The organism is Pseudomonas fluorescens group sp. PF-1, assembly GCF_054481335.1.
In genome coordinates this window covers 3,376,559-3,403,018 of the sequence record NZ_JBTMNG010000002.1, presented here as the reverse complement: position 1 = coordinate 3,403,018, position 26,460 = coordinate 3,376,559, and the positions used below count along the sequence as shown (strand labels likewise).

Genomic DNA, 26,460 nt, shown 5'->3' with positions numbered 1-26,460 from the left:
TGGAGGGTGTCCCATGAGCCGTCCATTACCCTAAGGCACTTCAGCATGCTGTACACGTCGTTGAACTGCGACGCAATCGGCCAGGCGGCACAACCTTCAGTCTATCGCGGGCCTACTCGGCAAACCGAGGCCGGCACCCACCATTAAACTGAGACATGCGTCCTGTTTTTGCTATTTTCATACTTGATAAGGTCATTCACCGTAGACGGTTGATGCAAAGGCTTGGACGCCCCTCCCACATCACTCAGCCAATGAGCCAATCCCTGACACTGCCAACTAGGAGTAAAAAATTGCTTAACCGTCCCGACAAAGAAGCGCTCCGTGCAATGCTGGAGTCGCAAGTCCAAGAGAAACTACAGCACGACCCAGACGCAGTAACGACCTATGCAGCCCAGCCTGTACCTGACCGAAAACCCTACACCAGCAAACCCACGGTTCAAGACAAGGCTTTTAACAAAGAGCTCGAGCAGATGCGTGCAGACGCTGAAGCCGGAGTGATACGTGCGCCTAAGCGCGAGCCGGAGGACGGAGGCGCTCCTAGCCTTAAGCTTGATGATTATCCGGATCTGTAAAACGTGCCACTGAGAACCTGCAGGGAGGAACGGCTTGCCGGTTCAAAGCAACGGAGACCACACGTAAGAAAGCCACCTATGAAAATCATGATCGAAGATTGGGATGGTGACGGTGCAATCCGGATTCCCGATGAGGCACTGCAAGAGCTGGAGCTGGATATCGGTGACGTCGTGTATCTGATTGAAGATTTGTCGGTAACACGCGATGCCTCGTTCTATCAAAAACACCTCAAATCGCGGATCGAATAGACGAACTCACTGAGGTCTGGGATAGCGAACAGCACGTCAGCGCCGAGGACAAATGAGTCAGCTGCAATCCACTTCCTTGACGCAGTCACGGCAGGCCGCCTGCAGACAGTCATGGAGCGTGAGTTGTCTTGATCAAGCGTGCATTAGGGACATTAAGGCGAATAGTCAGCACCGAGACGTTTGCTCGTACGATCCCTACAAAATGCGTACTGAGCTGCCTGAAGCGTCGAAGTCAGCGTTGCAACGCGTCACCAAGACAGCAAGACCATCGCCTTGGCCAGAAACAGGATGCCGAGCACGTGCACCAGCACACTGATGTGAATCCGCCGTGATCGCAGCGCCGTCATGCGCCCCGTTCGCATCAGGTAAACCACATAGCTGAATTGGCCGAGAATACTCAGGGCCAGGCCGATTTTCAGCGCCAGCAAGGTGCCAAAGCTGGTGGCCAAAGGATCGTGCAGCACCGCTCGATACTGCCATGCCAATCCCAAGCCTGCGCCGAATAGCGCCAGTACGACCCAGTGCATGACACGGCGCGCCCGTACGCCCAAAGCCTTCGACAACTGCTCGCGAGGAGCTTGATCCATCTGGTGGGCTGCGGGACTGAGGATCATCACCTCAAAGAACACCCCGCCAATGAAGAACGCCGCCGCCGTCAAATGGATGAACTTCAACAACAGATAACTCATACCTGCTCCATCAGTAGGATGCCTCGCTGGATCACTCGCCGCCCTGGGCAGCCTCCCGCTCGATCGCGCTGCTGCTGCGATTACGCATGGCATCGGCAATGCGCGCCATTGGGCCTTGTAACATCGCCTTAACTTCAGCGCTGGCGCCGATGCGCTCCAAGGCAAGATCCATACACAGTAGCCATTGATCGCGCTCGCGCGTACCGATGGCATAGGGCTGGTGCGGTTTGCTCATGCACACCGTTCCGTGACGCATCTGATACAAGGGCGGCCCGCCCATCCAGCCGGACAGATATTCGTACAGCTTTTCCTTGATGGGCCCGAGATCGCTGCCGTGCATGCGGCGAATATCGGCGGCTTCTGGCTGCGTGTCCATGATTGCGTAGAATGCCTCGCACAGCGCGCGCACGCCGGCTTTGCCACCGAGCAGTTGATAGGGATTGGTCATCTCACGCGCCTTCGAATGGGTCTCGCGTGGATAGTAACGTGGCGATAGGAGCGCCTTTTGATATAGGTCATTCCTCGATGCCTTGGACGCATTAAACCGGGCACTTGATCGGATCAGAATTGGAGAGAGTCGCAGGATTCTCCATTAAGGATACAAATCGGCTGGCGGGTTATGCGGATGAGGTGAAGGCGGGAAGGATTGTGCGGGGCAAAGCTGAGTAGAGTGCTGCCGGACTAGAATGCGCGCAAGATATACCCATCTGGCGTGATAACCAGTTACAGGAGATCACCATGCCATTCACCCAGCCGAATCAAGAACTCAGGCACGATCTCAAGCAAGCAGATGATCTGCTCAACTGGTGTGGCGTAGACCTATCAAAGCTATCGGCCAGGCTCAGCGAGGCCGGTCGCGAGGAGGATGCCCAGGAAGCGCTACGGATTGCCCGGGCGCTTCAAGAGACCGAGGACAAACTGACCGAGTATGCCGATGAGGTGAGGGTGGGAAGGATTGTGCGGGGGAAGGCAGAGTGATCTGACGGAGCTTGAGCGTGTAAGACCAAGTGCCCTGGGCACTATCTGTCATGCCTTCGTCACACCTGCCGAGCACAATGAGCTCAGCCAAAAGGATTTGGCCCCATCTACAGAGCCTGGCCGAATGCCGGGCTTTTCGTATCCGCCTTGCACCCTACTCCGCTTGACCTACACTGCTTCTTGCCGAAGAGTATCCCCCTCTCCTTCAGCACAAAGAGCCCGCTCCGCGCGGGCTTTTTGCTGCCTCTGTGATAAACAATCGGGCACAGAAGATGTAGTGCGCTTCGCCTTCAATTGCGGAGTGGAAAACTCAACAATTGGATTTAGCTTGGCACACCCAGACGGATTGCGGGCACTGGAAATATACGACGAGGGCTATCGCCGCATCGAGGCCAACGGCACCCTCAAGGATATTCACCTGCGCTGGTTTCCTTAGCTTCATTGGCCTTGACCATACGACTGCGGGAACAACGCAGAATGTGTAAGCATCTCAAGCTTCTGGGGACTCAGTCATCGCAACTCCTTTACGCCCCAGTTGTTTAACACCGTACATGGCCTGATCCGCTGCTTTCAGCAACGAGCCCAGACTTTGACCATGATTGGGGCACAGAGCAACTCCGATACTGCACGACAGTGATAGCTCTCCTGCGCTTGTCGCTACTGTCTGCGCAATGGCTTCCAGCACCCTCTCAGCGTACTGCTCAGCACTCTCTGGGTTAATAAGATCCGTGATCAGAATCACAAATTCATCTCCACCGTAACGTGCGACGGTGTCACAAGAACGAGTGACCTGAAGCATGCGATTCGCGACAGCTATGAGAACCTGGTCGCCGACCTCATGGCCATGCTTATCGTTAATTTCCTTGAAATGATCCAGATCGATCAACAGTACGGCAAACGCAGTCCCACTCGATGTCCATTTTGAGAGGGCCTGATCAAAACGATCGACGAAGAGGTAGCGATTCGGCAGTTGGGTTAGAACATCATGGGTGGCGAGATAAGCCGAGCGTTCGAATTCAACCTCTGCTCTTTCAATCGCTTTGAAATGCCGAATCAACACTACAGGCATCAACACGAATGCCCCCGCGAGAACCGCAAGAATTATCAATGTTTCCGCAGTCAGAATGTTCCCAAAACGCAACTGACGCTCAAACAGCAATGTCATCGGTTGTGAAACACTCCTGACCTCGACTTTGTCAGATAAAGCCGGCAATAGGAGGCGATCCAGGATACCAGCTTGCTCCGTCTCCGTTGAAAAGACATTGCTTTCAAATCCTGCAGCGGATTTCAGGACAGCACTGACGTGAACCAACGGATCTACGTTCGCATAAATCACAGCATCCTGTAGTGACCCCGTCTTGATCAAAAGCAAAGACACCATCGTGCTACCAAAGAAGTTGGGACGGGTGTTCTCTCGCGCCTGTTCAGGCCGGCTGACTGACTGCATCAGAATGTAAGCGCTACCGCCCTCGTACATTGAGAAAACCGGTGATACGACAGGTTTCTGGCTACTGTGGGTTCGAGCCAGCGCATAGGAGAGATAGGCGACGGTTTCTAGCCTGACGCCATAGATCGAGCTGGACTCAGGGAGTAACGGGTACATGAACAATACAGGCCAAGTCTCGTTTAGATAGACCTGATGTTGTGCAGGTTGATGAGTGAGGCTCGGGAAGTCCTTGAGCTCAAAGTCTGGCCGCCAGGTACTACGCAATAGATCTTCGAACGCAGCCTGTTCACCAATGGGTACCGCCCTCGCCGCCTCGAGCATGTAAATATGAGGGTAAGCGGATAAAACGGCCGCTGCATAACGGGCCGCCGCATCCGTATCGCTTTGATCGACAGCCTGGAGAAATGCCGAGAAACCGGCCAACACAGCCTCATTGGTATCAAGCTGATTGCGCACGACGCCAGAAATGTTCTGCACGTATTCTGAGAAACGCTTTTCTCTGCGCTGAGTCTCGGACTTCAGCAGTAACAGGGCTGAAAAACCAACCAATCCGACCGCCAGGATAATGAACCCGGCCAGGGAGCTGCGCCGTTTAGTAAGTATCACGTTCACTATCCAAGAGACAGAGGGAGAACCGTGCCTTGGCAAGCACCCTTGAAGCCAAAGGTGGTTGGGAGTGACCGACCGATGACATTTCGCTTCTGAAGGTCGTTGAATATTGAAAACGATTCCCAAGGGATCAGATCTGATGCGCATATTTGCGATTCAAAAGTGATACTGGGCACGGTTCATCTCCCTAAAAATGGCGTAGCAGGCTTTCGGACTCATGCTCAGCTCTACCTCTAACCTTTTCGCATGTGCCCGAAAGAAAACTTTTCGAGCGCCCCTTTGCATGCTTTCTACGTGGTCACCACTGCAACGAAACTCAGTGTAGGGCAATTTGCCAGCATTCGCTGTGTCAGGTGCGATTCCGTCAGTTCGAAATTTACTGATCCAACCAATGATGAGTTGGCCGCAAAGACCAGGCTAGAAATTTCGTGAAATTGAAGGGGCGCGTTAGTTACCAAGCAGCAGGAGCGCTTGAAGAAGCTATTTCACGACCTGCACCTTGTGAACTGGAGTGGCAGATAACCGCGACTCCCACCGAGACCATTTAGATTAAACCTATAGCCGAAAGCGTTTAACCAAACCATCAAGCTCGTGGCCTAAGCGTGCCAACTCAATGCTTGATGAGGCCGTCTCATCACTAGCACCAGCCGTTTGTTCAGAGATATCACGCACGTTGAGGACGCTACGGTTTATCTCTTCCGCCACTGCGCTCTGCTGCTCAGCAGCTGAAGCAATTTGCTGATTCATCAACTGGATTGTAGACACCGCTCGGGTGATATTTTCCAGCGATGTTCCGGCACGACGGGCTAATTCAACACTGTTGTCAGTCAATACACGGCTGCTTTCCATGACGTCGGACACTTCTTGAGTACCACTTTGTAATCTGGAGATCAGCTTTTCAATTTCTTCGGTGGACTGCTGGGTGCGCTGCGCCAGGCTACGGACTTCATCGGCAACTACAGCGAAACCTCGCCCAGCTTCACCTGCTCGCGCTGCCTCGATGGCGGCATTGAGAGCGAGTAAGTTGGTTTGTTGTGCGACCGACTTAATAACATCGAGCACACCGCCGATTTTGTTGCTTTCCTCTCTGAGATTCCCCATGGCCGCAGTGGAGTTGCCGACTTCGATAGCCAGACGTTCGATTTGGGCCACGGCCTCTCCAACAACCTTGTCACCCTCTCGTGCTTGGTGATCTGCGGCAGCGGCGGCGTCAGAGGCCTCTTCAGCATTACGCGCGACCTCCTGCACTGTGGCGCTCATTTCGTTCATGGCTGTAGCAACTTGATCAGTTTCGACTTTTTGGCTGTTCACACCTGCACTGGTTTGCTCGGTGACGGCTGACAACTCTTCAGCAGCGCTAGAAATCTGAACGACACTGGCGCTTATACCGCCAATCAGTTCGCGAAGACTGGTGGTCATTTGGCGTAGGCCTCTCTGCAGTTGACCCAACTCATCGCGGCGATTAACCCCAGAATTCTGACCCAAATCGCCGGAGGCAATGCGATCGACGTCTTTAAGGACATGCTGCAACGGTGTAACGATTTGCCGGGTAATGATCCAAGCCGCGACGACGCCGAGCAGCAGCGCCAACGCAGCAATACTGGCAAGCAGGGTTTTAGCAAAAGACGAATCGGATTCGCGCTTGGTGGATTGTGACGCTATCAACTGCTGGGTGGTATTAAGCAGAATCTCGCCTTGCACACCCATTTGGGCGAATACGGGAGTCAGATCGACGCCCGGCTGGTTTAAGGTACCTTGGGCATCACGGTACACCTTAACGGCGGCTATCTGCTGGTCAATCAGAGCCAAATCACTGGGCGCGGTCAGTTGGGCACGTGCAGTATTCAAATGCTTAGTTAGTTTCGCAAGCGTTTGAAGGATCAACTGCGCACCCTCGCCTTTGGGATTTAACTCCATCTGCAAGCGATGAATTCGCAAGTCTTTTGTCATCTCAGCGACGCGAGCAATACTCTCTATTTTGAGGCCCCGCTCATCAAGACTATTGATCGCTATCCAGCCCGTGAGGGCGAGCAGGGAAGTAAGCGCCAATACAAGGCCGAAGCCAAGACCAAGTTTCGTGCCCACACGGATATTTTTGATCCAATCGAACATACATGCTCCAAGCAATAAATGATGTTTACTAGCGGGCAGAAAATCACAGGCCCATTTGATGGGATATGCCTCCAGCCCAACCCTACGCCACTTTGACTACACTTTGACGCTCTACTAATGGATAGAGCCCTACATCCCCAAGAGCATGCCTAGGCCGAGAACGAGAGAAATAGTTCATTTGCTGCCGCCTCGGAGGGTGCCCGCTTGAGTCATGAAAGTTGCAGCAGATGTGCATTCCAGATGAGTAGCATCCTTGATGGAAAACCACACAATTAAAATCGGCAATCTTCAATCCAGCTCAATAGCCGCACAAACTCTACGACAATAGCAGCAGTGATGGCATAATGGCCATAACGTATGCCTTTTTTGTAGAGAATTAACCTTGCGTGCAACTCAAACGATTACGACTGTTGAGCAAATTTTCCCCGCCCAGCAGCGCTTGATCTCAGCTACTGATTCCAGCGGCAAAATCACCTACTGCAATGATGAGTTCACGAAAATAAGCGGCTACTCCCGTGAGGAGTTGGTCGGTAGCCCACACAATTTGGTTCGCCACCCTGACATGCCGCCTGCTGTTTTCGGGATGATGTGGAGCTACCTGAAGGCCGGAAAAAGCTGGATGGGCATCGTAAAAAATCGTTGTAAGAATGGCGACTATTACTGGGTCAATGCGTACGTCACCCCCATCCTCGAAAATGGCCATCTAGTCGGCTACGAGTCCGTAAGGGGCAAGCCGACTCGCGAACAGATTGCGCGTGCACAAACACTGTATCAGCGTCTTCGCGCCGGCAAAAAGGCCGTCCCGAAAAGGCGCCACTATGCCGCATTTATGGGCAGGCTGATTTTCCCGGCCATTGCGGCACTGACAGCTATCGGAGTGGTTAACACGCTGCCGAATCTGCTGGAGCAAACAATCATCGTCGCGCTCTTTTTGGCCATTGGATTGTGGACTTATACGCGCGAGGTTAACCAACTCAATCGAATCATAAAAAGCGCTCCCGATGCGTTCAGTGATCCGATCAGCGCCCTCACTTACAGCGATATATACGGCCCTTCAGCGCAGCTGGAAATGGTACTGATCAGCGAGGATGCGCGCCTTAAAACCGCCTTGACTCGACTGAGCGATCTGGCTAACCAGGTGGCTGAGGCCGCTGCGCACTCCTCCTTGCTCTCTAATCAGACTGAACATGCCTTGCTTGAGCAGCGGGCAGAAACGGACATGACCGCAGCCGCCATGACTGAAATGGCGGCTTCAATCAGTGAGGTGGCTGGGCATGTTCAGCAAACCGCGACTGAGGCGCAAACAGCGAATGAACTGGCCGAACAAGGTGACAAAGTCGCCGGTACCACCAGAGAGGCGATTCAGCATCTGGCTAGCACGGTAACCAATATCAGCACTGCGGTGGATAATCTCGCCAATGAAACACAGCAAATTATGACGGCTGCCGGGGTGATCCAATCTATTGCGGATCAAACCAACTTGCTGGCCCTCAATGCGGCAATAGAAGCCGCCAGGGCTGGTGAACAGGGTCGAGGTTTTGCTGTGGTCGCTGATGAAGTTCGCGCTTTGGCCAGTAAAACCCGCGTGTCTACCCAACAAATTCAGAGTGTGATTGAAACCCTTAAAAAGGGTGCTGATGAGGCGGTGAGCATTGCCAGACTCGGTATCCGCGAGGCAGATCACGGCGTGCAGCAGGTCATAGAGGCGCAGAGTGCCCTTCAAGGTATTCGCGAGGCGGTCGAACGCATCAGTGGCATGAGTCAGCAAATGGCCGCCGCTTCAGAAGAGCAGGCGCATGTCGCCGAAGATATTTCTCGGCAAATCAACAACGTTGCAGGGACGGTTGATCGAACAGCTAAAAATGCTAACGCAGCAGTCGCTCGTGGCAGTGAGCTTGAAACTACCTCCCGTGGTTTACGGGCTCTGGTTGAACGCTTCAACAGGTAACCAGACCTAAGGGAGAGGGTCTCTTGATTATCAGCCTTATTAATGGAGCGGCGTTGCTTTTGGCTTTGTGCTGGCTGCACGCGTTCATTACGCGTCGCTGGGACAAGCACAGCGCAGCCATAAAATGGGTTTTAGGACTACTCTTCGGCGCTATTTGCGTGATCGGCATGCTGAATCCCATTTCACCAGAGCCCGGAATATTCTTCGATGGCCGCAGCGTAGTTCTGAGCATGGCCGCACTATTTAACGGGCCACTCGTAGCCGGCGTTGCCGGCCTGATCGCGGGTATTTACCGAATATGGATGGGTGGCAGCGGTATGGCCTTCGGTCTGGCGGAGATCTGCCTATCCATACTGTTTGGCCTGTTGTACCGGCATTGTTCCTTAAGCGGCAAGCTCGCTATCGGCCCTTGGCAGCTTTGGCTTTTAGGCCTCTTAATGCAGGTTTTGGATATGCTGTTGTTGCCCGCAGCACAAGCAGCATCCAGCTTGGAACAGACAGCTGTTCCCTTGCTGCTGGTCATGCCAGTTGCAACAGTTGTACTGGGTTTGATGCTCAAAGAGATCGAGCAACGCCAACGAACCGAGCTCGCCCTGCAACTCAGGGAGTCGCGCCTACGCGCAATCACCGAAGCGATCCCTGACACCCTTTTGGTGCTGGATGAAGATGGACTCTATCTTGAGGTGACTCCTTCCAAGAATGAAGCGCACAGTGGTTCCCTGACCGCACGTATCGGGCAAAGCGTGCACGATGTGTTGCCTCAAAGCGAAGCCGAGCGCTTTATGGAGTTCATAGGGCAGACCTTGGCCAGCGATAGACCGCAACTCATCGAATACACTCGGCAGAGCGCAGACGGCATAAAGATACTTGAGGGGCATGCCCAGCGCCTGGATATTCAAGTCAATGGCAAGCAAGCAGTGGTGGTACTCGCCCGCGACGTAACCCAGCGAGTCGATGACGAACATCAATTGCGCATCGCAGCTGCTGCGTTTGAAACGCAGCAAGGCATGATTATCACCGACGAGTTCAACCGAATCCTGCGAGTGAATCAGGCCTTCAGCACCATCACCGGGTATAGCAGTGAGGAGGCCGTGGGTCAGCGAACCAGCCTGCTCAGCTCTGGACGTCAAAGTCTGGCGTTTTATCAAAGCATGTGGAAACAGCTCAAGGCAGCGGATCGCTGGCAAGGCGAAATCTGGAATCGCCGTAAAAACGGAGAGATTTTCCCTGAATGGCTGTCGATCAGCGCGGTACGAGACACCCAGGGCCAAGTCATCAATTATGTCGCATCAATTGACGATACCTCCGAGCGTAAGGCGGCCGAGGAGCGTATCCAGCGTCTTGCCTTTTTTGATGGACTAACCGACCTGCCCAATCGGAGCCTTCTCCTCGATCGCTTGCAGCACGTGCTGGATGGTTGCGTGCGTAGCGGCGAATGCGCAGCGCTGATGTTTCTCGACCTCGATGGATTTAAGAATATCAACGATCTGCATGGGCATCATATTGGTGACAAAGTCTTATGTCTCGCCGCTGCGCGGCTCAACGGCGCAGTGCGGGTGAGTGACACCGTGGCACGCCTTGGCGGAGATGAGTTTGTGGTGCTGCTAGAGCATCTCAACAAGAAACCAGAACAGGCCGCCTTGCAGGTCGAGCATGTGACCACATTGCTACTAGCAACACTGGCCGAACCTTACCAAATTGACGGTCTGGAACTGCGCAGCAGTGCGAGTATCGGCGTGACCCTGTTCAACGACAGTTCTTGTTCGATAGATGAGCTCATGCAACGTGCGGACTTGTCGATGTATGAGGCTAAAGCGGCGGGCAAGCATACGGTACGGTTCTTCGATCCACGCATGCAAGAGGCCATTAGCGAGCGTCTAAATCTGGAACAGGATATCCGCCGGGGGCTGATGTCTGAAGAGTTCATCCCCTACCTGCAACCACAGTTTGATGACAAAGGTTGCCTGGTTGGCGCTGAAGTACTGGCACGCTGGCAACATCCTAAGCGTGGTCTACTGAGTCCGGCGGCCTTTGTTGAGGTGGCTGAACTCGCCGGCTTGATCGAGACACTGGATTTACAAATGCTACAGAAGGCTTGCCATCAACTAGCGTTGTGGCGCCACCAATCGGCCACAGCATTGCTCAGTTTGTCCGTCAATCTAAGTGCACGGCTCCTCTATCAGCCAAACTTTGTCGAGCGAGTGCTTCAGATTTTTGAGCAAAGTGGCGCAGATCCGCACAGGCTGAAACTTGAGCTTACCGAAACGCTACTCCTTGACGACTTGCCAGGTGCCGTTGCTCGCATATGCGAACTCAAAGCCCATGGTATTCGTTTCTCAATCGATGACTTTGGCACCGGTTACTCGTCGCTTGCCTATTTGCAGCAATTATCGCTAGATCAATTGAAGATCGACCAGTCCTTTGTTCGTGAGCTACCAGGCGATACAAACAGTCTTGCAATCATCAGCGCCATCTGCGCATTGGCCAATAGTCTGCAGCTAGAGGTGATTGCCGAAGGGGTGGAGACTCATGAGCAATACATCGCTCTGCTGGAGCTCGGCTGCCAGAGTTTCCAGGGTTACCTTTTTGGTCGACCAATGCCGCTGATGGAGTTGGAGCGCCTAATACCGACAAACACTTTGAAAATCGAGAGTGAAGGCCCTATTTTTTTAGAGTCAAGCGCACTGGACGCACCGAGCACATCGATAATAAACCTATAACAAATGCGTGCCAGAGGATATTCGCAGATCAAGTTAGTTTCTATTGTTTTCCCTAGCACTCCTCGGAGTCCCGTTGTGGGCTTTGCCGATAGAACTCCTGCCCTGCATTATTGGTCTGGGAAGGCCGCTTAGCCCATGGGGAGTAGTTCTTTATCTAAGCGGTGCGGCTGACAAGGCGGTTCCCTTCACAACCGCCTGCGGTTTCTGCGTGAGGTGGTTGCTGGGGTAGCCGAGTGTATTGGCAAAGAGAAAGTTGGCGTCCGTTTCGCGCCATTGTTCATCTGCACCGATGAGGTGCGCACTTACCTAGAGATGGTTGAAGACGATCCTCATACCACCTACATCGAAGCGATCAAAGTACTTGAGGATGCCGGCATTGCTTACCACTGGACTGGCATGATGCACCATGGATGCCGAATTCATTCCGTCGCGCAGTTCGTAGTACCTTCAGCGGGGCGATCATCTATGCCGGTCGTTACACCGCACAAAGCGGCGCGCATTTGCTGGATTCAGGACTGGCCGACCTTGTCGCTTTCGGCCGTACGTTCATGGCCAGCCCGGATCTACCAGCCAGAATCGCGAACGATTGGCCGTTGAACCCTCTGAACTCAGCCACCGTGTATGGCGGCAATGCCGAGGGTTATACTGATTATTCCGTGTATGGTGGGTAACCGCTAAAAATGATATGTCACTCACTGGGGCTCTGAAAATGATCGACGCAGAACTGCTGAAACTGGTGGTTGAAGCATCTAACGATGGCATCGTGGTAGCAGAGCAGGAAGGTGACGAAAACATCCTGATCTACGCCAACCCAGCCTTCCAGCGCCTGACCGGGTACAGCGTTGATGACATCCTGTACCAGGACTGCCGTTTCCTGCAGGGTGATGACCGTGACCAAGCCGGTTTGACAGTAATCCGCGAGGCGATAAGGAACCTTCTCCCCTGCCGACAAGTCATTCGCAACTATCGCAAAGACGGTAGTGCCTTCTGGAACGAACTGTCGATTACCCCGGTGTTCAATGACACCGATCAACTCACCTACTTCATCGGTATCCAGAAGGACGTCAGCGTAGAAGTTGAGGCTAAGGAGCGAGTGCGTGAACTGGAAGCTGAAGTCGCCCAGCTGAAAATCCAACTGGCTCAATTGCAATCTAAAGCCTAAATACATCCGCCCTTGATGGGTTAATGAACCCGCTGTGCGCTCTAGAAACCAAGACCCTAGGTTCGCGAGTTGTTGCGTCAAGGCCTTCAGGGCTCGGGCGCGACTCCGCGTGACCTTTATTAATGCTAGTATGGCGGGTTATCGCATGCACGCTTGTGCGCCGGTGATGCGATGATTTTTCGTTTCGCCACTCTCTACAGTTTTTAAAGTCGGAGCTGGAAATGAGCCATGCATTCCACAAGGGTGTCCATATCGCTCTCGTCAGACGTCAGTTCGTAATTGGTAAGCGTACGGGGAATACGCCTTGCGTAGATCAGCCAGGCATCCACTGATGCGGCAGTAGATGCTCGATCTCACTAGCTTTCTGCGTCGGCAATCGCGTCAGTACCTCCTTGAGATACGCGTACGGATCATGCCCGTTCATGCGTGCCGACTGGATCAAACTCATGATCGCTGCCGCTCGTTTGCCACTGCGCAGAGACCCGGCGAACAACCAATTGGAGCGCCCAAGCGCCCATGGCCTGATCGTGTTCTCCACCGGGTTGTTGTCGATGGGGACGGCACCATCATCCAGGTAGCGCGTCAGCGCTACCCAGCGTTTCAAGCTGTAATCCAGAGCCTTGGCCGTGGCCGAGCCCTCGGGCACGAGGTCGCGCTGACCCAGCATCCACTCATGTAACTTCTGTGCAATGGGCGCCGCTATTTCTTGGCGTAATCGCCAGCGTTCTTCATCGCTCATGTCTTTGGCCTGCCGTTCGACTTCGTACAGCCCGCCGATTGAGTGCAGCGCTTGTTCGGCCAACTGGCTTTTGTTCGCTACATGCAGGTCGAAGAACTTACGGCGGGCATGCGCCATGCAGCCGATTTCGGTGATGCCCAGGTCGAAGCTGGCCTTGTAACCCGCGAAGTCATCACAGACCAGCTTGCCGTTCCAGGTGCCCAGGAAGTTACGCGCATGTTCGCCGGCGCGGCTGGGGCTGAAGTCGTAGACCACCGCCTTGAGGGCCGAGAACGGCGTCGTGCAATAAGCCCAGACATAAGCTCGATGCGTTTTCTTCTCTCCGGGCGCTAGCATCTGAATCGCCCCCGCCCCCATAGACATTTTCCAGCCTCAAAGTGAGGCTCTTTCAAAGGCTTCAGGACTGACGCCGCCCAGGTGGCTGTGACGACGCGTTCGGTTGTAAAACGCTTCAATGTAATCGAATACGTCGGCCCGGGCCATGTCCCGGGTTTTGTAGATCCGCTTACGGATACGCTCTTTTTTCAGGCTGCTGAAAAAAGACTCCGCCACCGCATTGTCCCAGCAGTTTCCTCGGCGGCTCATACTCGGCTCGAGGTGGTTGGCCAGACAAAAACGTTTCCAGTCATCGCTACCATATTGGGCGGATTCAACCGGTCGTCGCAACACCGGGTTGTTGAACAGATTTTAGATACTCATTCAGAGCTTCGACGGGTGTTTTCCAGCCGAGTGTTTTTCGGGGTCTCGTGTTTAGCGCGTGAGCTACGGCTTGGATCTCTTGAGCACTCCAGCGAGACAGGTCGGTACCTTTCGGGAAGTATTGGCGCAGAAGACCGTTCGTATTCTCGTTCGTGCCGCGCTGCCATGGACTATGAGGGTCAGCGAAGAAGACCTTTACTCCGGATCCGATAGCTCCTTCCCACGATCCCAGGTTAAAGATCTCCACAGCTCGACGGGAAGATCAGTCACCGTCTTCTTCAACGCGTTGGCCATGCTAACTGCCCCGTAACCGGCAAGTGCCGGGCCGTTCTTCGTTCGGGGAATTAGCCCATAACCTTCTTCGCGGGGCAGATGGACGAGCATGGTGAATCGAGTTGAACGCTCGACCAGCGTTCCAATCGCAGAACGGTTTAGACCGATGATCAGGTCGCCCTCCCAATGCCCTGGTACAGCTCGGTCTTCCACCTCGGCAGGGCGACTGGAGATCATGACATCCTCGCTGACATGTGCCCACGCCTTGGCCTGCGCCCTGGCTCTCGGCACGCGCAATGCTCTCCCCGTGCGTAAACAGCTAACCAGTTCGCGCTTGAGAGCCCCTCGCCCCTGAATGTAGAGCGCCTGATATATGGCTTCGTGAGAGATGCGCATGGATTCATCGTCCGGAAAATCGATCTGTAGCCGGTTGGTAATCTGTTCGGGTGACCAGCCGCTGCCCCATTTACGGTCACTGCGGTGTGGTTTATTTCGGCCTTTGAAGGGAGCTTGTCGAGGCCCAGTAATCTCACGGCCATCAGCGTCGTGAACCTTACCCTCCAGACGGTCTTGCACGTAGTGATGCAGTCGTGGGTTAGTCGCCAGTTTCGCTGGCTTTGGCCTCTTGGCAACCAATTCTGCCTTCCATTGTGCGACTGAAGCTCGATACTCAAGCCGACCGCAACGAGTTGCAGCATTACGTGCCAGCTCCCGTGAAACTGTCGATGGGCTTCGTCCAAGGCGACGGGCAATCTCGCGCACGCCAACACTTTGCGCCCTAAGCAGTCCAATCTCTTCTCGCTCTGCGAACGATAAGTACCTTCCGGATATGTGGTTAGACATAAACAACGGCATCCCGCCCCGATGACGGAACCAGCGTGTGCCTACCGCTGATGAAACGCCAATGGCCTGCGCTGCCTTTTCGCTTGTGATCCCGGTTGCGATCTGCGCCCAAAACAGCCGCTCGATTTCATTGCGAAGCGACGGCGCACCTGGCGAACGCATCGCCCCTCGTCCCGTCAATTTTTGCATCCAGCCTGCAGGTCGTCCCATAAACACCTCGATCAGAGGTGTTGCGACGACCGGTTGAATCCGCCCAATATGGCAGTCGCCAGTTTCGCCAACGGCTCTGGCGTTACCGCATGCGCCAAAGCATGAGCCGTCGTGGAAACTGTTGGGATAATGCGCCGATGGAGCGTGTGTTTCGCAGCTTGAAAACTGAATGGATACCGACCGTGGGCTACATGACAGCTCAAGAAGCGCACCGCGACATCAGTCATTACCTGATGCATCGGTACAACTGGATTAGACCGCACCAATTCAATAACGGATTGGCCCCAGCTCAGGCCGAGAAAAAACTTAACGTCGTGTCCGGGATTAGTTGACCACTACACCTGGCGATAAGGGTGATCGCGACCGCGTAAAAAAACGCGGACACCATCGTTCTTAATGCCTACTAACGTGCCCTTGTAGCCTTCCATACCGAGCGAGCTTACCCTATAGGCATCCCGGCCAGGTCGGTGCAGGCTTGGTACCGCCGAGCCATTCGCCAGCAAGATCCTCGGGGCTGAAAAACCAGCCAGTCTGAAAACTGTCGATATCAGCGAGCCCGCCCAAGAAAGCCTTGTCCCTTGTCACCACCAACGCGGGGAGTATCAGGAAGCGATAAAGATCTGCGTCGATTCCGTCGTTCCGTTTTTTTCGCGCCAGTGGATCGTAAGGGCACTCCGGCTTCAGGGAGCGCACGATCTGCCTCCAGAGATAGCGATTCTGAAGATGATTCCGTACGGACATCGGTGGTGTAATCAAGTCCTGAGATACCTGCACCCTCTCCATCGCTTGAAGCACTATTTGAGTTTTTGAGTTCAAGTCAAATGGCTCTGGCTCGACTGCTTCTGCTGTCGTCGATAGAGCAGTCTCCCGGGCGATCATGCCTGCAATTTGCGTCCGCCAACGGATGAAGTTGTCAATCCAATCATCACGCTCTTTCTGGAGAATCGCTTCAGGTGAGCCTTGGGCATCCACGGCGTCCACTCGACGCCTGAGCTCCCCCCACGCTGCCTGGGAAAGGGCTTGGCATTCACTCTCATCCCAGTCCAGACGTTCAAGCTGCAACATTCCTCGCAGATCACGCTTCCCTAGCAGCACCGGTAGGTTTGGAGCTAGAAAGAGTGCCAGACGCTGAATGATCTTGAGTAGCTGATCACCCGAAATCGCGTCTTTCCCACGCTGGTTGAGCAACTCTGCAAACGTCCCGTCGGCCAGTGAAAAGCTATACCCGTGCTGGGACATCTCAGCGAAAATGTTTACCCATGCTGGTATCTCGTCAACATAGGCTAGTTCTCGAGCAGGCGCGGTGTCCAGAACGACCACAATCTTGTCGTCCGGCACCAAAAGCCGTTGGTTTAACGCTTGATCCATTCACATGCCCATTAGGTAGTCCGGGCGGCGGTTGCTAAAACGCCAGCCCTGAAGAGATCTTAACTTGGGAACTGATCTTCGGAGCCATCATCCGACTGTAGTGGTCAACACAAGTTTGGCAGACGCTTACGACTCGTCGAACGTTTGCCTGCTGCTCAACACTCATTATTGGGACAAAGCTTCGGCTCCCGTCGAACGTGCAGGAGCCGGATTGCCATTGCAGCGTCTTGAAAATTGCAGACACCTAGCTGCGGCTTACGAGCAGCTTTTGCCAAAAGTGGGTGCTTAAGATCAGTGATTCTGCTCAAGGTACGGCGCCGACGCTGAGAGGTATAGGTGCTGAAAAAACGCCCTGGAAATATTTAGGCGCTCGTGCCCATCCCAATGCCGATGATATCATCTTGATACCGTTTCTTGCGCCCTGCCTCTGCACTCACCCAAGAGGGCCTCCAAACACCGTATCGTGCTGCAATTCGTGCGGGCGTTGCGCAAAAAAACCAAGCTAGCGTGTACATCGGAGGTATGCAATGGATCGCTTTTCCGCGAGCGAGCAGGGACTTGGCTATATTTACCAGCCTAGATTTGCCCTGTTGAAAATGCTGGAAATGCCCGAAAGCACATCCGTGCTGATCGAAAAAGAAGATGATTTGGACTTCATTGACGCAAGCGGTGTTAAGACTCTCGCGTCGTTGAAACACAAGGCCGTAGGGGATCGAATCACCAACCTTTCGGTCGACTTCTGGAAGTCGGTGAACATCTGGATCCATAGGTACGATGCCCAGGATAGGAGCCAGTCTGATCTGAGGTTCTTTCTATTTAGCACGGCCACGGTCGCATCCGACTCATTTTTACGCCACTTCTTGCCGGACGCCTCGCGCGCTGAGCTAGGGCCCAAGCTTTGGGTCACGGCGGTCGATACGCTGGAAACCAGTAATTCCAAGCTTCTGCTCCCTATCCAGGCAGCCTTGCGCACTTTCTCCGACCTAGAGAAAGAGGACTTTTTTGCGAGGATTACCATCTTTGATGAAAGCCCTCGTATCGTCGATATCCCTGCGATTATCAAAGGTAAAATGAGAACCGTGCGCCGCGAGATAAGGGACGCTGTTTACGAGCGACTTGAGGGGTGGTGGAACGATTTGATCGTGCGGCTGCTATCGGGCCAGCAGGATGCTCCAATCTACAACCACGAGATCTCCGACAAGCTTTCTTCGTTTTGCGAAGAGTACGCCTCGGACAACCTGCCGATCACGTTCAGAAATGTATCCCCCGCTGAAGAGATCGATGTGGAGTCTGATTCCAGAGTGTTCGTTCAGCAGCTACGAGCGCTTGGCATCAGTTCTACCCGCATCCGTAATGCGATCTTGGACTACTATCGCGCGTTCGAACAGCGATCCGCATGGGCCCGTGAGAATCTTCTCGTATCCCAGGAAATCGAACTTTACGAGGATCGCCTAGTTGACGAATGGGAGCGGTACCGCGAGGTAGTTTTCGAGGACTTGAACGAGCACAGCGCTGAGTCAATTCTGACTGATGCCGGTAAGACCCTGTACAAATGGGCTGAACTGGGAAGCGGCAACATGGCCTCGTTGCAGATCCGAGCTCGCGTTACCGAGCCATATGTTCTGCGCGGAGGTTTTCATATCCTGGCCAACCATCGCCCTACCCCTAGGGTCTATTGGCATCCGTCTTTCCTCGCCGGGGTTCAGCGAATCGTGGGAGTTAACCCATGAAGCGCTGGGACTTGAGGCCATTTGAAACCAAAAATCTCTTCAATCCTGCTTTTTGCGCTCTGCTGCTGATGCGCTCGCTTGAGGCGTTTGAGCTCGAAGACGCAAGGGGCATTCCCTTCTCGTTATCCCTATTGATACTACCGTTATCACTTCACAAGGGTAGCCGGGACGTCCTCGCCCCTAGCAGTCGAAGCTACCTACTCAAGACCATCGAGGATAATCCCCAGCTTCTCATTGCGTTTGCGGAGCGGGTAACCGAGATGCTCCCGTTTACATTTGAAGCGTTCGGGCTGGCCATGCAAATGGGCTGCTTTCAGGTCACGCCAGAAGGTCGACTAATCGGTACGCCCAAGACGACCAAGAAAGCGATTACAGGAACTGAGGAGTCGATCAGTTGCCAGCGAGCGGCCCGCCTTCTGGGCCGCGAATTTGCGCGCATTGGCGACAGAGTAACGATATATACAGCATTCGGAATCAGACCATGAAGATCAGCTCCATCCATGTGTATAGCCACGACGGTCAGCGTCGAGATCTCAAATTCAAGGTCGACGGACTGAACGTAATTACGGGTAGATCCTCAACCGGTAAATCCGCGCTTTCGGACATCATCGAATACTGCATGGGGCGATCCACGTTCAACGTCCCGGAAGGGATCATCCGTGACAAGGTGTCTTGGTTTGCAGTTATCTACCAGCTACCTGGCGTCCAGGTGATGATTGCGAAGCCCACGCCGCCGACGGGGGGTGTGAGCTGTAGCACCGCGATGGTGAGATATGGTGACCAGGTGGTTGCACTGCCCTTCGGCGAGCTAGCGGTTAACGCGGATGACGATACCGTCACGTCCCTGCTCTCACGCTTGATCGGGATTCCGGAAAACCGTACTGACGTTGACGCTGAGCATAGCCGTGTGAGCTTTGATGCGAACATCAAGCACACGTACTACTACATGTTCCAGAAGCAGGGTTTGGTCGCAAACAAAGACCAGCTGTTTTACCGACAGAACGAGCAATTTCAGCCACAGGCCATTCGAGATACGCTTCCAATCCTGCTGGGCGTGTCGACAAATGAACGGTTTGAGCACGAAGCAAAGCTACGAATTGCGAAGCGAGACTTGAGGCTTCAGGCAAAAGTGCTCTCGGAAGCACAGCAGACGCTCGACACCTTTCAACTCAAAGCCATCTCGCTGTACTCAGAGGCCAAGGCTGTTGGCATCATCAGCTCCAACGCTACGCCTAGCGGCGAGAATGGATTGATTATGGCGCTGCGCGAGGCGGTTCAATGGGTACCCCAAAAACGTGTAGTTGACGACGGGGACAGGGTCACAAAATTAGAAGCTGAGCTAGCTAATCTGCGTAAGACGCGGCGAGAGATCAAGGGCCGGATCGATGCCGGTAAGCAGTTTGAGAGGCGAGCCAGCGGCTTTTCGAATGAGGCTAGCCAACATATTGATCGCTTGGGCTCGATCAAATCCCTTCCCAAGAACGTCGCTACAGGCGAATGGCAGTGGCCGTTCTGTGAAAGCAACCTGGCCATGGATACTCCCATTGCCGCATCGCTCCTGCAGGAACTAGCCACGCTAGAGGAGGAAATGACGGTAGTAGTCGGGCAGAGGCCGAAGTTGCAGGCCTACTTGACTACGGAGGAAGAAAACCATCAAAAAATCTCCGATCAGATCTCCGAGAAAGATGCCGAATTGAGTGCTGCAATCGCCGCAAGTACAGCGCTCGCCTCAGCAGAAGCCCGCACCACCGCTGCCTCCGTTGTTGTCGGCAGAATCAGCTGGTTTCTGGAGCAACTAATCCCCGATGCTGACCTGAGCAACCTTCGAGCCGAGTATCAACGTCGGGAGCTGCGGGTCAAGGACCTGGAGAATGCGATTGGCTTGGATGACAGCGATGATCGTCTGATATCGATCCTGAACAACATTTCTGCGCAAATGTCGCGATACATCACACGCTTTGGGGCAGAGTTCAGTGATTACCCTGCGCGGCTCGATCTGAAGCAACTGACAGTGGTGTTCGACAAAACCGAACGCCCGGTACCAATGGCCAGAACTGGCGGCGGGGAAAACCATCTTGCCTACCATCTCAGTGCGCTACTTGCGCTTCACTGGTTCGCGGCCAAGAGCAATCGTCCTCTTCCTCGTTTCCTGATGATCGACCAGCCAACGCAGGTCTATTTCCCTTCCGAAAAGGTTTATCAGGAGGCCGATGGCTCGGTGCAAAAAACTGAGGCAGACGCTGACATGGTGGCGGTGCGGAAACTGTTCGAGCTGCTTCTGAAATTCACCCAGGATGAGGTTCCTGGCTTTCAGATTATCGTCACTGAGCACGCCAACCTCCGAGACCAATGGTTTCAGGATGCACTGGTAGAGGATCCATGGTCTAAACCTCCAGCGCTGGTGCCAGAGGAGTGGCCTGTAAAAGGATAATCGCTGCTGACTGATGCGCATGTCCTACCTGTGGCATGCGCGCAATTCTCGAATGGAATCCGTATGCGCGGACGGATTGGTCAAATGTCGGGCATCACATCAAACCTCAGCGGCAGCCAAAACGAGCACTGGTCGCCCCTCTTTTCTTGCGCATCTCGTGGCTCAGTATCGACGAAAACTAGCGGCACTGAGGAGGTTGATTTGGGGAATGCATACGGCATCTAATGGCGCGTTGCTCTTTCGACTCTTGTTTAAAGTGCACCGCAGATTACGATTAGCGCTAAATTTCCAAGGAAGGACAGCATGGCTGGATTTTTTGTTGAACAGGCTGGAACCCTTAAACTTTTTCAGCAATCGGACAGCCCAAACAGCGGCTTCAGACCAGGTCAGCTAGGCGCAATGCATGCGACCTTGGCTCACTTCTCGGTTCAAGATGATCCAGCAATCATCTGTTTGCCTACCGGTTATGGAAAGACATCGCTCATGATGTCGCTACCACTTCTGCTCGGAACAGGCCGCGTTCTGATAGTCGAGCCATCAAGTGCGCTGCGCAAACAGGTGCATTCGCATTTTTCCGCCCTTTCGACACTCCGGCGCATCGGTGCACTACCTGAAGATGGGCCCCTCCCCTCAGTTCATCTTCATTCGGGTCGGCCCTTGACGCCGGAGAACTGGGAGCTGCTGCGGGACTACGACGTGGTGGTGTCGACCCCAGGCAGCTCGTCCCCAATGGTTGCCCCAGGAGCAGCATCTGACCTGTTTGACTTGGTGATCTTCGATGAGGCACATCACGCCCCCGCAGATTCCTGGGCGGCCTATTTGGAGCACTACGCCAATGCTCAATTCATCTTCCTTACGGCTACACCGTTCAGGCGCGATAATCGCGTAATTCCAGGAAAACTGGTGTACCGATACCCCGTGATGAGAGCTGTCTCTGAAGGCGCGTTTGACCCGATCACTTTTCGGCAGGCTGTGATTGAAAACGAACTTGATGACGACCACGTCGATCGCGTGATTGCGCAGACTGCCGTTGCACAGTTGGAAGAAGATCTAGCCAACGGCTTCGACCACCGGCTCTTTGTTCGAGCCGCGACAATTTCATCGGCGCAAGCGCTCGTGCCAGTCTATGAGCAGTTGGGTGTACCCGTGGCCGCCATTAGCAGCAGACTAACCAAGCGTCAGCAGGATGCGATCGAAGAGAAGCTTGTCTCGGGCGAGCTCAAGGCAATCATTTGCGTCGACATGTTCGGCGAAGGTTACGACTTCCCAAAGCTCAAGGTCGCTGCGCTGCACGCGCCTCACAAGTCCTTGGTGCCCACCATCCAGTTTATCGGCAGGTTTGCAAGGATTGATAACACGACCGGACGCCCTACATTGATAGCGCCGGCGTTCCGGGTTCGCGAAGCGACGGCGACTCTGCTAAAAGAAGGTGTCGACCTAGCTCAAATGATTGATGAGGCTGCTCTCGCTCAGATCCAGGGGGCGGTCGAGGCTCAAGAATTCATCGAGAGCTTACCGGTACGCCGGATCACCGAATCAGATTACGAGTCAGTGTCCGCTCTTTCCTTCAACCTCTATGCGCACGTCCGCGTCTTCCACTGCAGCCGCCAACCGGACTTCGGGCTTCTTGGCGAGAGGGTGGGTCGGCTTCTTCGAATCGTTAAACAGTGGGAAACGCCAGACGGCACGATCTCCCTCGTACTGACGGCGGATGAAGCGCCTCCGAATTGGGCCACTTCGAATACGCTGACTGACGTGAGGCACGAAGCCTTCCTACTCATGTATTTCCCTGAGTCAAACTACTGTTATATCGGATCAACACTCAGAACAGAAAAGCTGTACCTGACGATCATGGAGATTGTTTGCCGAGCAGCTAGCCGCGGACTGAGCTACGAGGAGACCAGTCGTGCGCGAGCGGGACTGGAAGGCATGAAGTTCTTTGCTGTTGGCCTGCAGAACACCACGTTCAATTCACAGGTCGAAACCTACAGAACCCTGACCGGCCCGCAAGCAGAGCGCGCCGTGACAGCAGGTGATAGCCGTGCTTACGCCCAAGGTCACTACTTCGGGAGCGGCATGAACGGGCTGATTCGCGAAACCATCGGTGCAAGCAGCAGTTCAAGAATCTGGAGCAACCAGCGTCTTTCAGTCCCCGACTTCGTCGCTTGGGTTCAGACGCTAAACGGGCGCATCGCGGGCGATGCTCAATTTAGCGCTTCTCACCTGGACTTAGTTCGCACCACTACAACCCTTCGAGAGTTGCCGGACGCGCTGATTGCCGCAAATTGGCCACGGCAAGGCCTCAAGGGCAATCCACGAATCCAGTTCCGACCTTCACCGGAGCAACGCCCCCTACTCTCCAGGCTCGTGGAATGGGATATCCAAGATTTTGACTGCAATCCTCAGGCTGGGCAGCTGGATTTCTCCATCGTGCACACCGAGGGACAGATCCGGATGCGGTTCAGCCTCGAAGGTGGCCAACTCATCAATTGCCTGGATCCTGAAGCATCAATCTTGGTTGAGTCCAGTTATGACGCATGGATGCCGTTGGCCGAATGGCTAAGCGAGCACCCTCCCATCTTTTATGCCACCGACAAGTCTTCCTTTGAGGGGATGAACAAGATCGCCGCCCCTCTGCTTCGAACACTTGCCCTCGCCCCGGGAGATGCCGAGTCGATCGATTGGACAGGATGCGCGATTGAGGTCGAATTCCTGCCCAACAATCAGGAACCTCGAACCTTGGAGCGCCGCGCGCAGCTGGAAGGCAATGCAACGGTACAGGAGCATCTGGAGCAATACCTCCTGACGCTGCCTGATCTGCAGTGCCTGTACTACGACCATCGATCAGGTGAAGCTGCCGATTACATCTGTGTCACGGCCGATGAGGCCCAGGACGTAAATGTAACCCTTTACCACTGCAAAGGTGCAGGAGGGCCGGCCAATGGCGGGCGTGTCGGTGATGTGTATGAGGTCGCCGGACAACTGGTGAAGTCCGCTTATTACTGCGAGGTCTCGACATTGGTGCATCACATGGAAGATCGCATGCACCGGCGACACACATCGCCCTCTTATTTTGTCAGAGGAGATAAGGAGGAAACCTTCCAGCTTTTAGAGTCGACACCTGCAACGAAGCTCACTTTTACAGTTGTCGGCGTCCAGCCCGGAATACGTCGCACCATGGTGGACGAGCGCCTCAGTGACTTGATGGCCTTCTGCATCGGTTACGCACGCCAAGGTGCGGCCAAGGCTTATTGGCTGGTGAGTGAATAGCGGCGAAGAGATCCTTGAGATAGAGGCGCCCGGAAAGCGCACCGTCCCAAACCAAACTAGCATTTTGTGGCTACCCCGCTTCTTCAAGTTAACTGCGATTCGGCTCGCTTTCCTGCCGGTCTGACGTCCTGCAGCTACAGTTGATCACGGCCTTTCTATGGCCACTTACCAACCTAGTCAAAGGGGAGCTCAAGCATGGCACAACGCGATAACGTCGAACCGAAGCAAAACGGCATCGTGCTTTTCCAAATGTGGGAGCCTTTTCGGGAAAGCTTGATCGAAGAGCACCGGTTCTATCTCGACCAAGGAAAGAAAAAACTGCTCTCGCAGTTCAACGAAATGGATAAGGAGGCTGATGAAGCTGCAGAGCGATGGCTGGAAAGCCGGGGGCTGCATTTCAATCCCGATCGGGACGACCCGGCGGCCGACTTCGAAAATGCCTATCACGAAGGCATCGAATACTATCGCCTGTTGAGCGAGATGCGGGACCAGACCCGTCTCAGCCTCGTAGCGGGCATGTTCCATGTGTGGGACAAGCAACTGCGTAGCTGGCTCGTCAAGGAGATCCACCATTGGCATGATGGTGATGTAACTTTGAAGAAAGTCTGGTCCGCGAATTTTGATGAGATTGCAGGCCTCCTCGATGCGACAGGTCTTGCCAGCAAAGATACCGCTTATATGGAGCGGCTTAGCGCCTACCGCTACGTTGTGAATGTTTACAAGCATGGCGACGGCCCAGCCTTTGAAAAGCTCAAGGCCAAACACCCAGAATTTCTGCGCACATCTCTAAGCGATGAGATTCCGTCCGAGCTGCTTTGGGTAGACTTCACATCCTTGACCATCAGCGAAGCGCAACTTGATGAGCTCTCGCTGGCCATCACCGAATTCTGGAAACGTATGCCGCTTGAAGTGTGTTTCAGCCAAGTGGATACAGTGCCTGAGTGGTTCGAAAAGGCGCGAGCTAAGGATTTCGCTAATCAGTAGCCAGAGTGGCAGGCCAGGCATCTCCAACCACTAAAGCATGGGCCCTGATCTGAGCGAGGGCGTTATGCCATCATTGGACGAACGAGTACCCTCACCTAGCCAGTCATGCAGTCGGCCTAACACTACAAATACGAGTATGAGAGATGTAGGGATATGTCAATTCCAAAAATAACAAAACTACTGATCAAGAATTTTGGATGTATTGGGCCAGAGGGTAGGCGGTGGTAATGCAGTAAGCGTCAATCGACCTTCATCTATCTTAAATATCCTAAAAAACACTCTACTAAGGAGCAAATGATGACATATATAAGAACCATTGATCCTGTCAACTGGGAGCAATTCATTGCTCGCCGAAATGCTGGTGCGAAGTTTATACTTGATTTTGAAATTGACGCCGGCTTCAGCTTCGCCGCTGCAGTTGCCCAAAGAAAAATGAAAAAAGGTGCTGGCTCAGTAACCCTTGATCACACCCTCGAAGTTCCTGAGGTGGTACTTGATGTCGACTATTATTTGAAAGATGAAGGTGTGCACTTAAAGACAGTAAGCATTATAAGTCTACTCAGTCCCACCTATGAAATTACAGATAAATACGAAATCTCAGCACTGTTCTCCCTGAAAAAAATAGACTACGGGGAGATTGAGAAAGATATAGCCAGCGCATTAGATAGTAATCCAAGTATACCGCGACAGACGCACTTGAGCGTGTATTTCTCAAGTTTTTTTGGAGGAATAGCAACATCCCTGAAAGATAAGATTATTGCCCACATCGAACTTTCAGGATTTTTTGCAAAGCACACACCAGCCTCACTTAATCTATACCTTACAGCTGACGAGGGGGATTTCCGAATTCTTCAGCAAGGCGGCGGACACGACTCCGCTGGTCATCATCCCTTCCACCCCTACCTAATCAAAAAAAAGAATGTAATAGAGCACCATGAATGGTTCTCGGCAGTCCCCCAAAATATCAGAAAACATTACCAAAAAGGTGTGCATTATCAGTTTCTTGGATTTTATGATGAGAGCTTTCTTTGTTACTACAAGTTGATCGAAACTGCATTCAAAACAACTAAATTTCTTGACAAAGTGACGACTGTATTGTTTGGGGCCGACAGCAAAAAACTAAGAGAGACGCTAAACAGCTCTAACCAGAGGATGATGATGCTATTTATCTATCAGGCGCTAATAAAAACAAGTCAGGTAATACCGGAAGAAAACAAAAGCAAAATCATGGAAGCCATGCTTGATTCCAGTAAGTTACGGAATGACGTAGCACACAGCTCGGATCAGGCAGAAAGAAGTAAAGCCCTATTAGCATTTATTATTTGGCTATCAAACCTGATGCTGAATAGCGTAAGATAGATAGAGTAGCTGAGAATTAGACCTCTCAAACAAAAATTTAACAACCTATTAGCTACAGGGAACCATGA

Annotated in this window: 16 protein-coding genes and 7 pseudogenes; 15 read left to right on the top strand and 8 right to left on the bottom strand. The window is 53.5% G+C overall.

Going from position 1 to position 26,460, the window contains the following annotated elements; all coding sequences use genetic code 11:
• Window positions 1-290 precede the first annotated feature (290 nt).
• On the top strand, window positions 291-572 hold the full coding sequence (locus ACX3YD_RS30420) for a hypothetical protein (protein ID WP_052193504.1): 282 nt from the start codon (window positions 291-293) through the stop codon (window positions 570-572).
• 78 nt (window positions 573-650) lie between these two features.
• Window positions 651-877 (top strand): annotated as a pseudogene (locus ACX3YD_RS30415) (AbrB/MazE/SpoVT family DNA-binding domain-containing protein).
• Between the two features lie 192 nt (window positions 878-1,069).
• Here ACX3YD_RS30415 and ACX3YD_RS30410 read toward each other — a convergent pair.
• Both ACX3YD_RS30410 and ACX3YD_RS30405 read right to left on the bottom strand, forming a co-directional pair.
• Window positions 1,070-1,510, bottom strand: a complete 441-nt coding sequence (locus ACX3YD_RS30410) for a CopD family copper resistance protein (RefSeq protein ID WP_458961838.1) — start codon at window positions 1,508-1,510, stop codon at window positions 1,070-1,072.
• A gap of 31 nt (window positions 1,511-1,541) precedes the next feature.
• On the bottom strand, window positions 1,542-1,958 hold the full coding sequence (locus ACX3YD_RS30405) for a group II truncated hemoglobin (protein ID WP_458961837.1): 417 nt from the start codon (window positions 1,956-1,958) through the stop codon (window positions 1,542-1,544).
• Window positions 1,959-2,248: 290 nt separating this feature from the next.
• Here ACX3YD_RS30405 and ACX3YD_RS30400 point away from each other — a divergent pair, with 290 nt between their 5' ends.
• Window positions 2,249-2,488, top strand: coding sequence for a hypothetical protein (locus ACX3YD_RS30400; protein WP_458961836.1), 240 nt, complete (start codon window positions 2,249-2,251; stop codon window positions 2,486-2,488).
• Window positions 2,489-2,978: 490 nt separating this feature from the next.
• Here the strand turns inward: ACX3YD_RS30400 and ACX3YD_RS30395 are convergent, their stop codons facing one another.
• Together ACX3YD_RS30395 and ACX3YD_RS30390 are read right to left on the bottom strand one after the other, a co-directional pair.
• On the bottom strand, window positions 2,979-4,538 hold the full coding sequence (locus ACX3YD_RS30395; protein ID WP_458962103.1) for a diguanylate cyclase domain-containing protein: 1,560 nt from the start codon (window positions 4,536-4,538) through the stop codon (window positions 2,979-2,981).
• A gap of 561 nt (window positions 4,539-5,099) precedes the next feature.
• Window positions 5,100-6,656, bottom strand: a complete 1,557-nt coding sequence (locus tag ACX3YD_RS30390) for a methyl-accepting chemotaxis protein (RefSeq protein ID WP_458961835.1) — start codon at window positions 6,654-6,656, stop codon at window positions 5,100-5,102.
• Between the two features lie 382 nt (window positions 6,657-7,038).
• On the opposite strand from ACX3YD_RS30390, the pseudogene ACX3YD_RS30385 reads away from it, so the two are divergent.
• From ACX3YD_RS30385 to ACX3YD_RS30365, 5 genes and pseudogenes are all read left to right on the top strand, one after another.
• Window positions 7,039-7,320 (top strand): annotated as a pseudogene (locus ACX3YD_RS30385) (PAS domain-containing protein); the annotation flags it as partial.
• A gap of 165 nt (window positions 7,321-7,485) precedes the next feature.
• Entirely contained in the window at window positions 7,486-8,604 is a 1,119-nt protein-coding gene (locus ACX3YD_RS30380; RefSeq protein ID WP_458962102.1) for a methyl-accepting chemotaxis protein, read from the top strand.
• A gap of 23 nt (window positions 8,605-8,627) precedes the next feature.
• Window positions 8,628-11,324, top strand: coding sequence for an EAL domain-containing protein (locus tag ACX3YD_RS30375; protein ID WP_458961834.1), 2,697 nt, complete (start codon window positions 8,628-8,630; stop codon window positions 11,322-11,324).
• Between the two features lie 174 nt (window positions 11,325-11,498).
• A pseudogene (locus tag ACX3YD_RS30370) lies at window positions 11,499-11,995 on the top strand (oxidoreductase); the annotation flags it as partial.
• 38 nt (window positions 11,996-12,033) lie between these two features.
• Window positions 12,034-12,486 (top strand): PAS domain-containing protein, encoded by a 453-nt coding sequence (locus ACX3YD_RS30365; RefSeq protein ID WP_196586723.1) that lies wholly within the window; start codon window positions 12,034-12,036, stop codon window positions 12,484-12,486.
• Between the two features lie 313 nt (window positions 12,487-12,799).
• Here ACX3YD_RS30365 and tnpC read toward each other — a convergent pair.
• The 3 pseudogenes from tnpC to ACX3YD_RS30350 all read right to left on the bottom strand — a co-directional run.
• Window positions 12,800-13,567 (bottom strand): annotated as a pseudogene (tnpC, locus tag ACX3YD_RS30360) (IS66 family transposase); the annotation flags it as partial.
• Between the two features lie 30 nt (window positions 13,568-13,597).
• Window positions 13,598-13,876 (bottom strand): annotated as a pseudogene (locus ACX3YD_RS30355) (IS3 family transposase); the annotation flags it as partial.
• Window positions 13,875-15,229 (bottom strand): annotated as a pseudogene (locus tag ACX3YD_RS30350) (IS30 family transposase). The pseudogenes ACX3YD_RS30350 and ACX3YD_RS30355, both read right to left, overlap by 2 nt.
• Window positions 15,230-15,267: 38 nt before the next feature.
• Between ACX3YD_RS30350 and ACX3YD_RS30345 the strand changes: the two are divergent.
• Window positions 15,268-15,582 (top strand): annotated as a pseudogene (locus tag ACX3YD_RS30345) (integrase core domain-containing protein); the annotation flags it as partial.
• Window positions 15,583-15,694: 112 nt separating this feature from the next.
• On the opposite strand, the gene ACX3YD_RS30340 reads toward ACX3YD_RS30345, so the two are convergent.
• Window positions 15,695-16,618, bottom strand: a complete 924-nt coding sequence (locus ACX3YD_RS30340) for a hypothetical protein (protein ID WP_458961833.1) — start codon at window positions 16,616-16,618, stop codon at window positions 15,695-15,697.
• Window positions 16,619-17,145: 527 nt separating this feature from the next.
• Here ACX3YD_RS30340 and ACX3YD_RS30335 point away from each other — a divergent pair.
• From ACX3YD_RS30335 to ACX3YD_RS30310, 6 genes are all read left to right on the top strand, one after another.
• A complete protein-coding gene (locus ACX3YD_RS30335) occupies window positions 17,146-18,348 on the top strand; it encodes an ABC-three component system protein (RefSeq protein WP_410921570.1) in 1,203 nt (400 codons plus the stop codon).
• Window positions 18,345-18,833 carry a three component ABC system middle component gene (locus ACX3YD_RS30330; protein ID WP_258695762.1) on the top strand — a complete coding sequence of 163 codons (489 nt, stop codon included), beginning with the start codon at window positions 18,345-18,347 and terminating at the stop codon, window positions 18,831-18,833. Before ACX3YD_RS30335 ends, ACX3YD_RS30330 begins: the two co-directional genes overlap by 4 nt.
• Window positions 18,830-20,779: a DUF3732 domain-containing protein gene (locus ACX3YD_RS30325; protein ID WP_410921568.1), complete on the top strand. Its 1,950-nt coding sequence runs from the start codon at window positions 18,830-18,832 to the stop codon at window positions 20,777-20,779. The genes ACX3YD_RS30330 and ACX3YD_RS30325 overlap by 4 nt, the downstream gene beginning before the upstream one ends.
• A gap of 303 nt (window positions 20,780-21,082) precedes the next feature.
• Entirely contained in the window at window positions 21,083-24,049 is a 2,967-nt protein-coding gene (locus ACX3YD_RS30320; protein WP_458961832.1) for a DEAD/DEAH box helicase, read from the top strand.
• Window positions 24,050-24,244: 195 nt separating this feature from the next.
• Window positions 24,245-25,033, top strand: coding sequence for a hypothetical protein (locus ACX3YD_RS30315; protein ID WP_458961831.1), 789 nt, complete (start codon window positions 24,245-24,247; stop codon window positions 25,031-25,033).
• 297 nt (window positions 25,034-25,330) lie between these two features.
• The gene (locus ACX3YD_RS30310; RefSeq protein WP_458961830.1) at window positions 25,331-26,392 is read left to right on the top strand and encodes a hypothetical protein; all 1,062 of its coding nucleotides are present in this window, start codon (window positions 25,331-25,333) and stop codon (window positions 26,390-26,392) included.
• Window positions 26,393-26,460 lie beyond the last annotated feature (68 nt).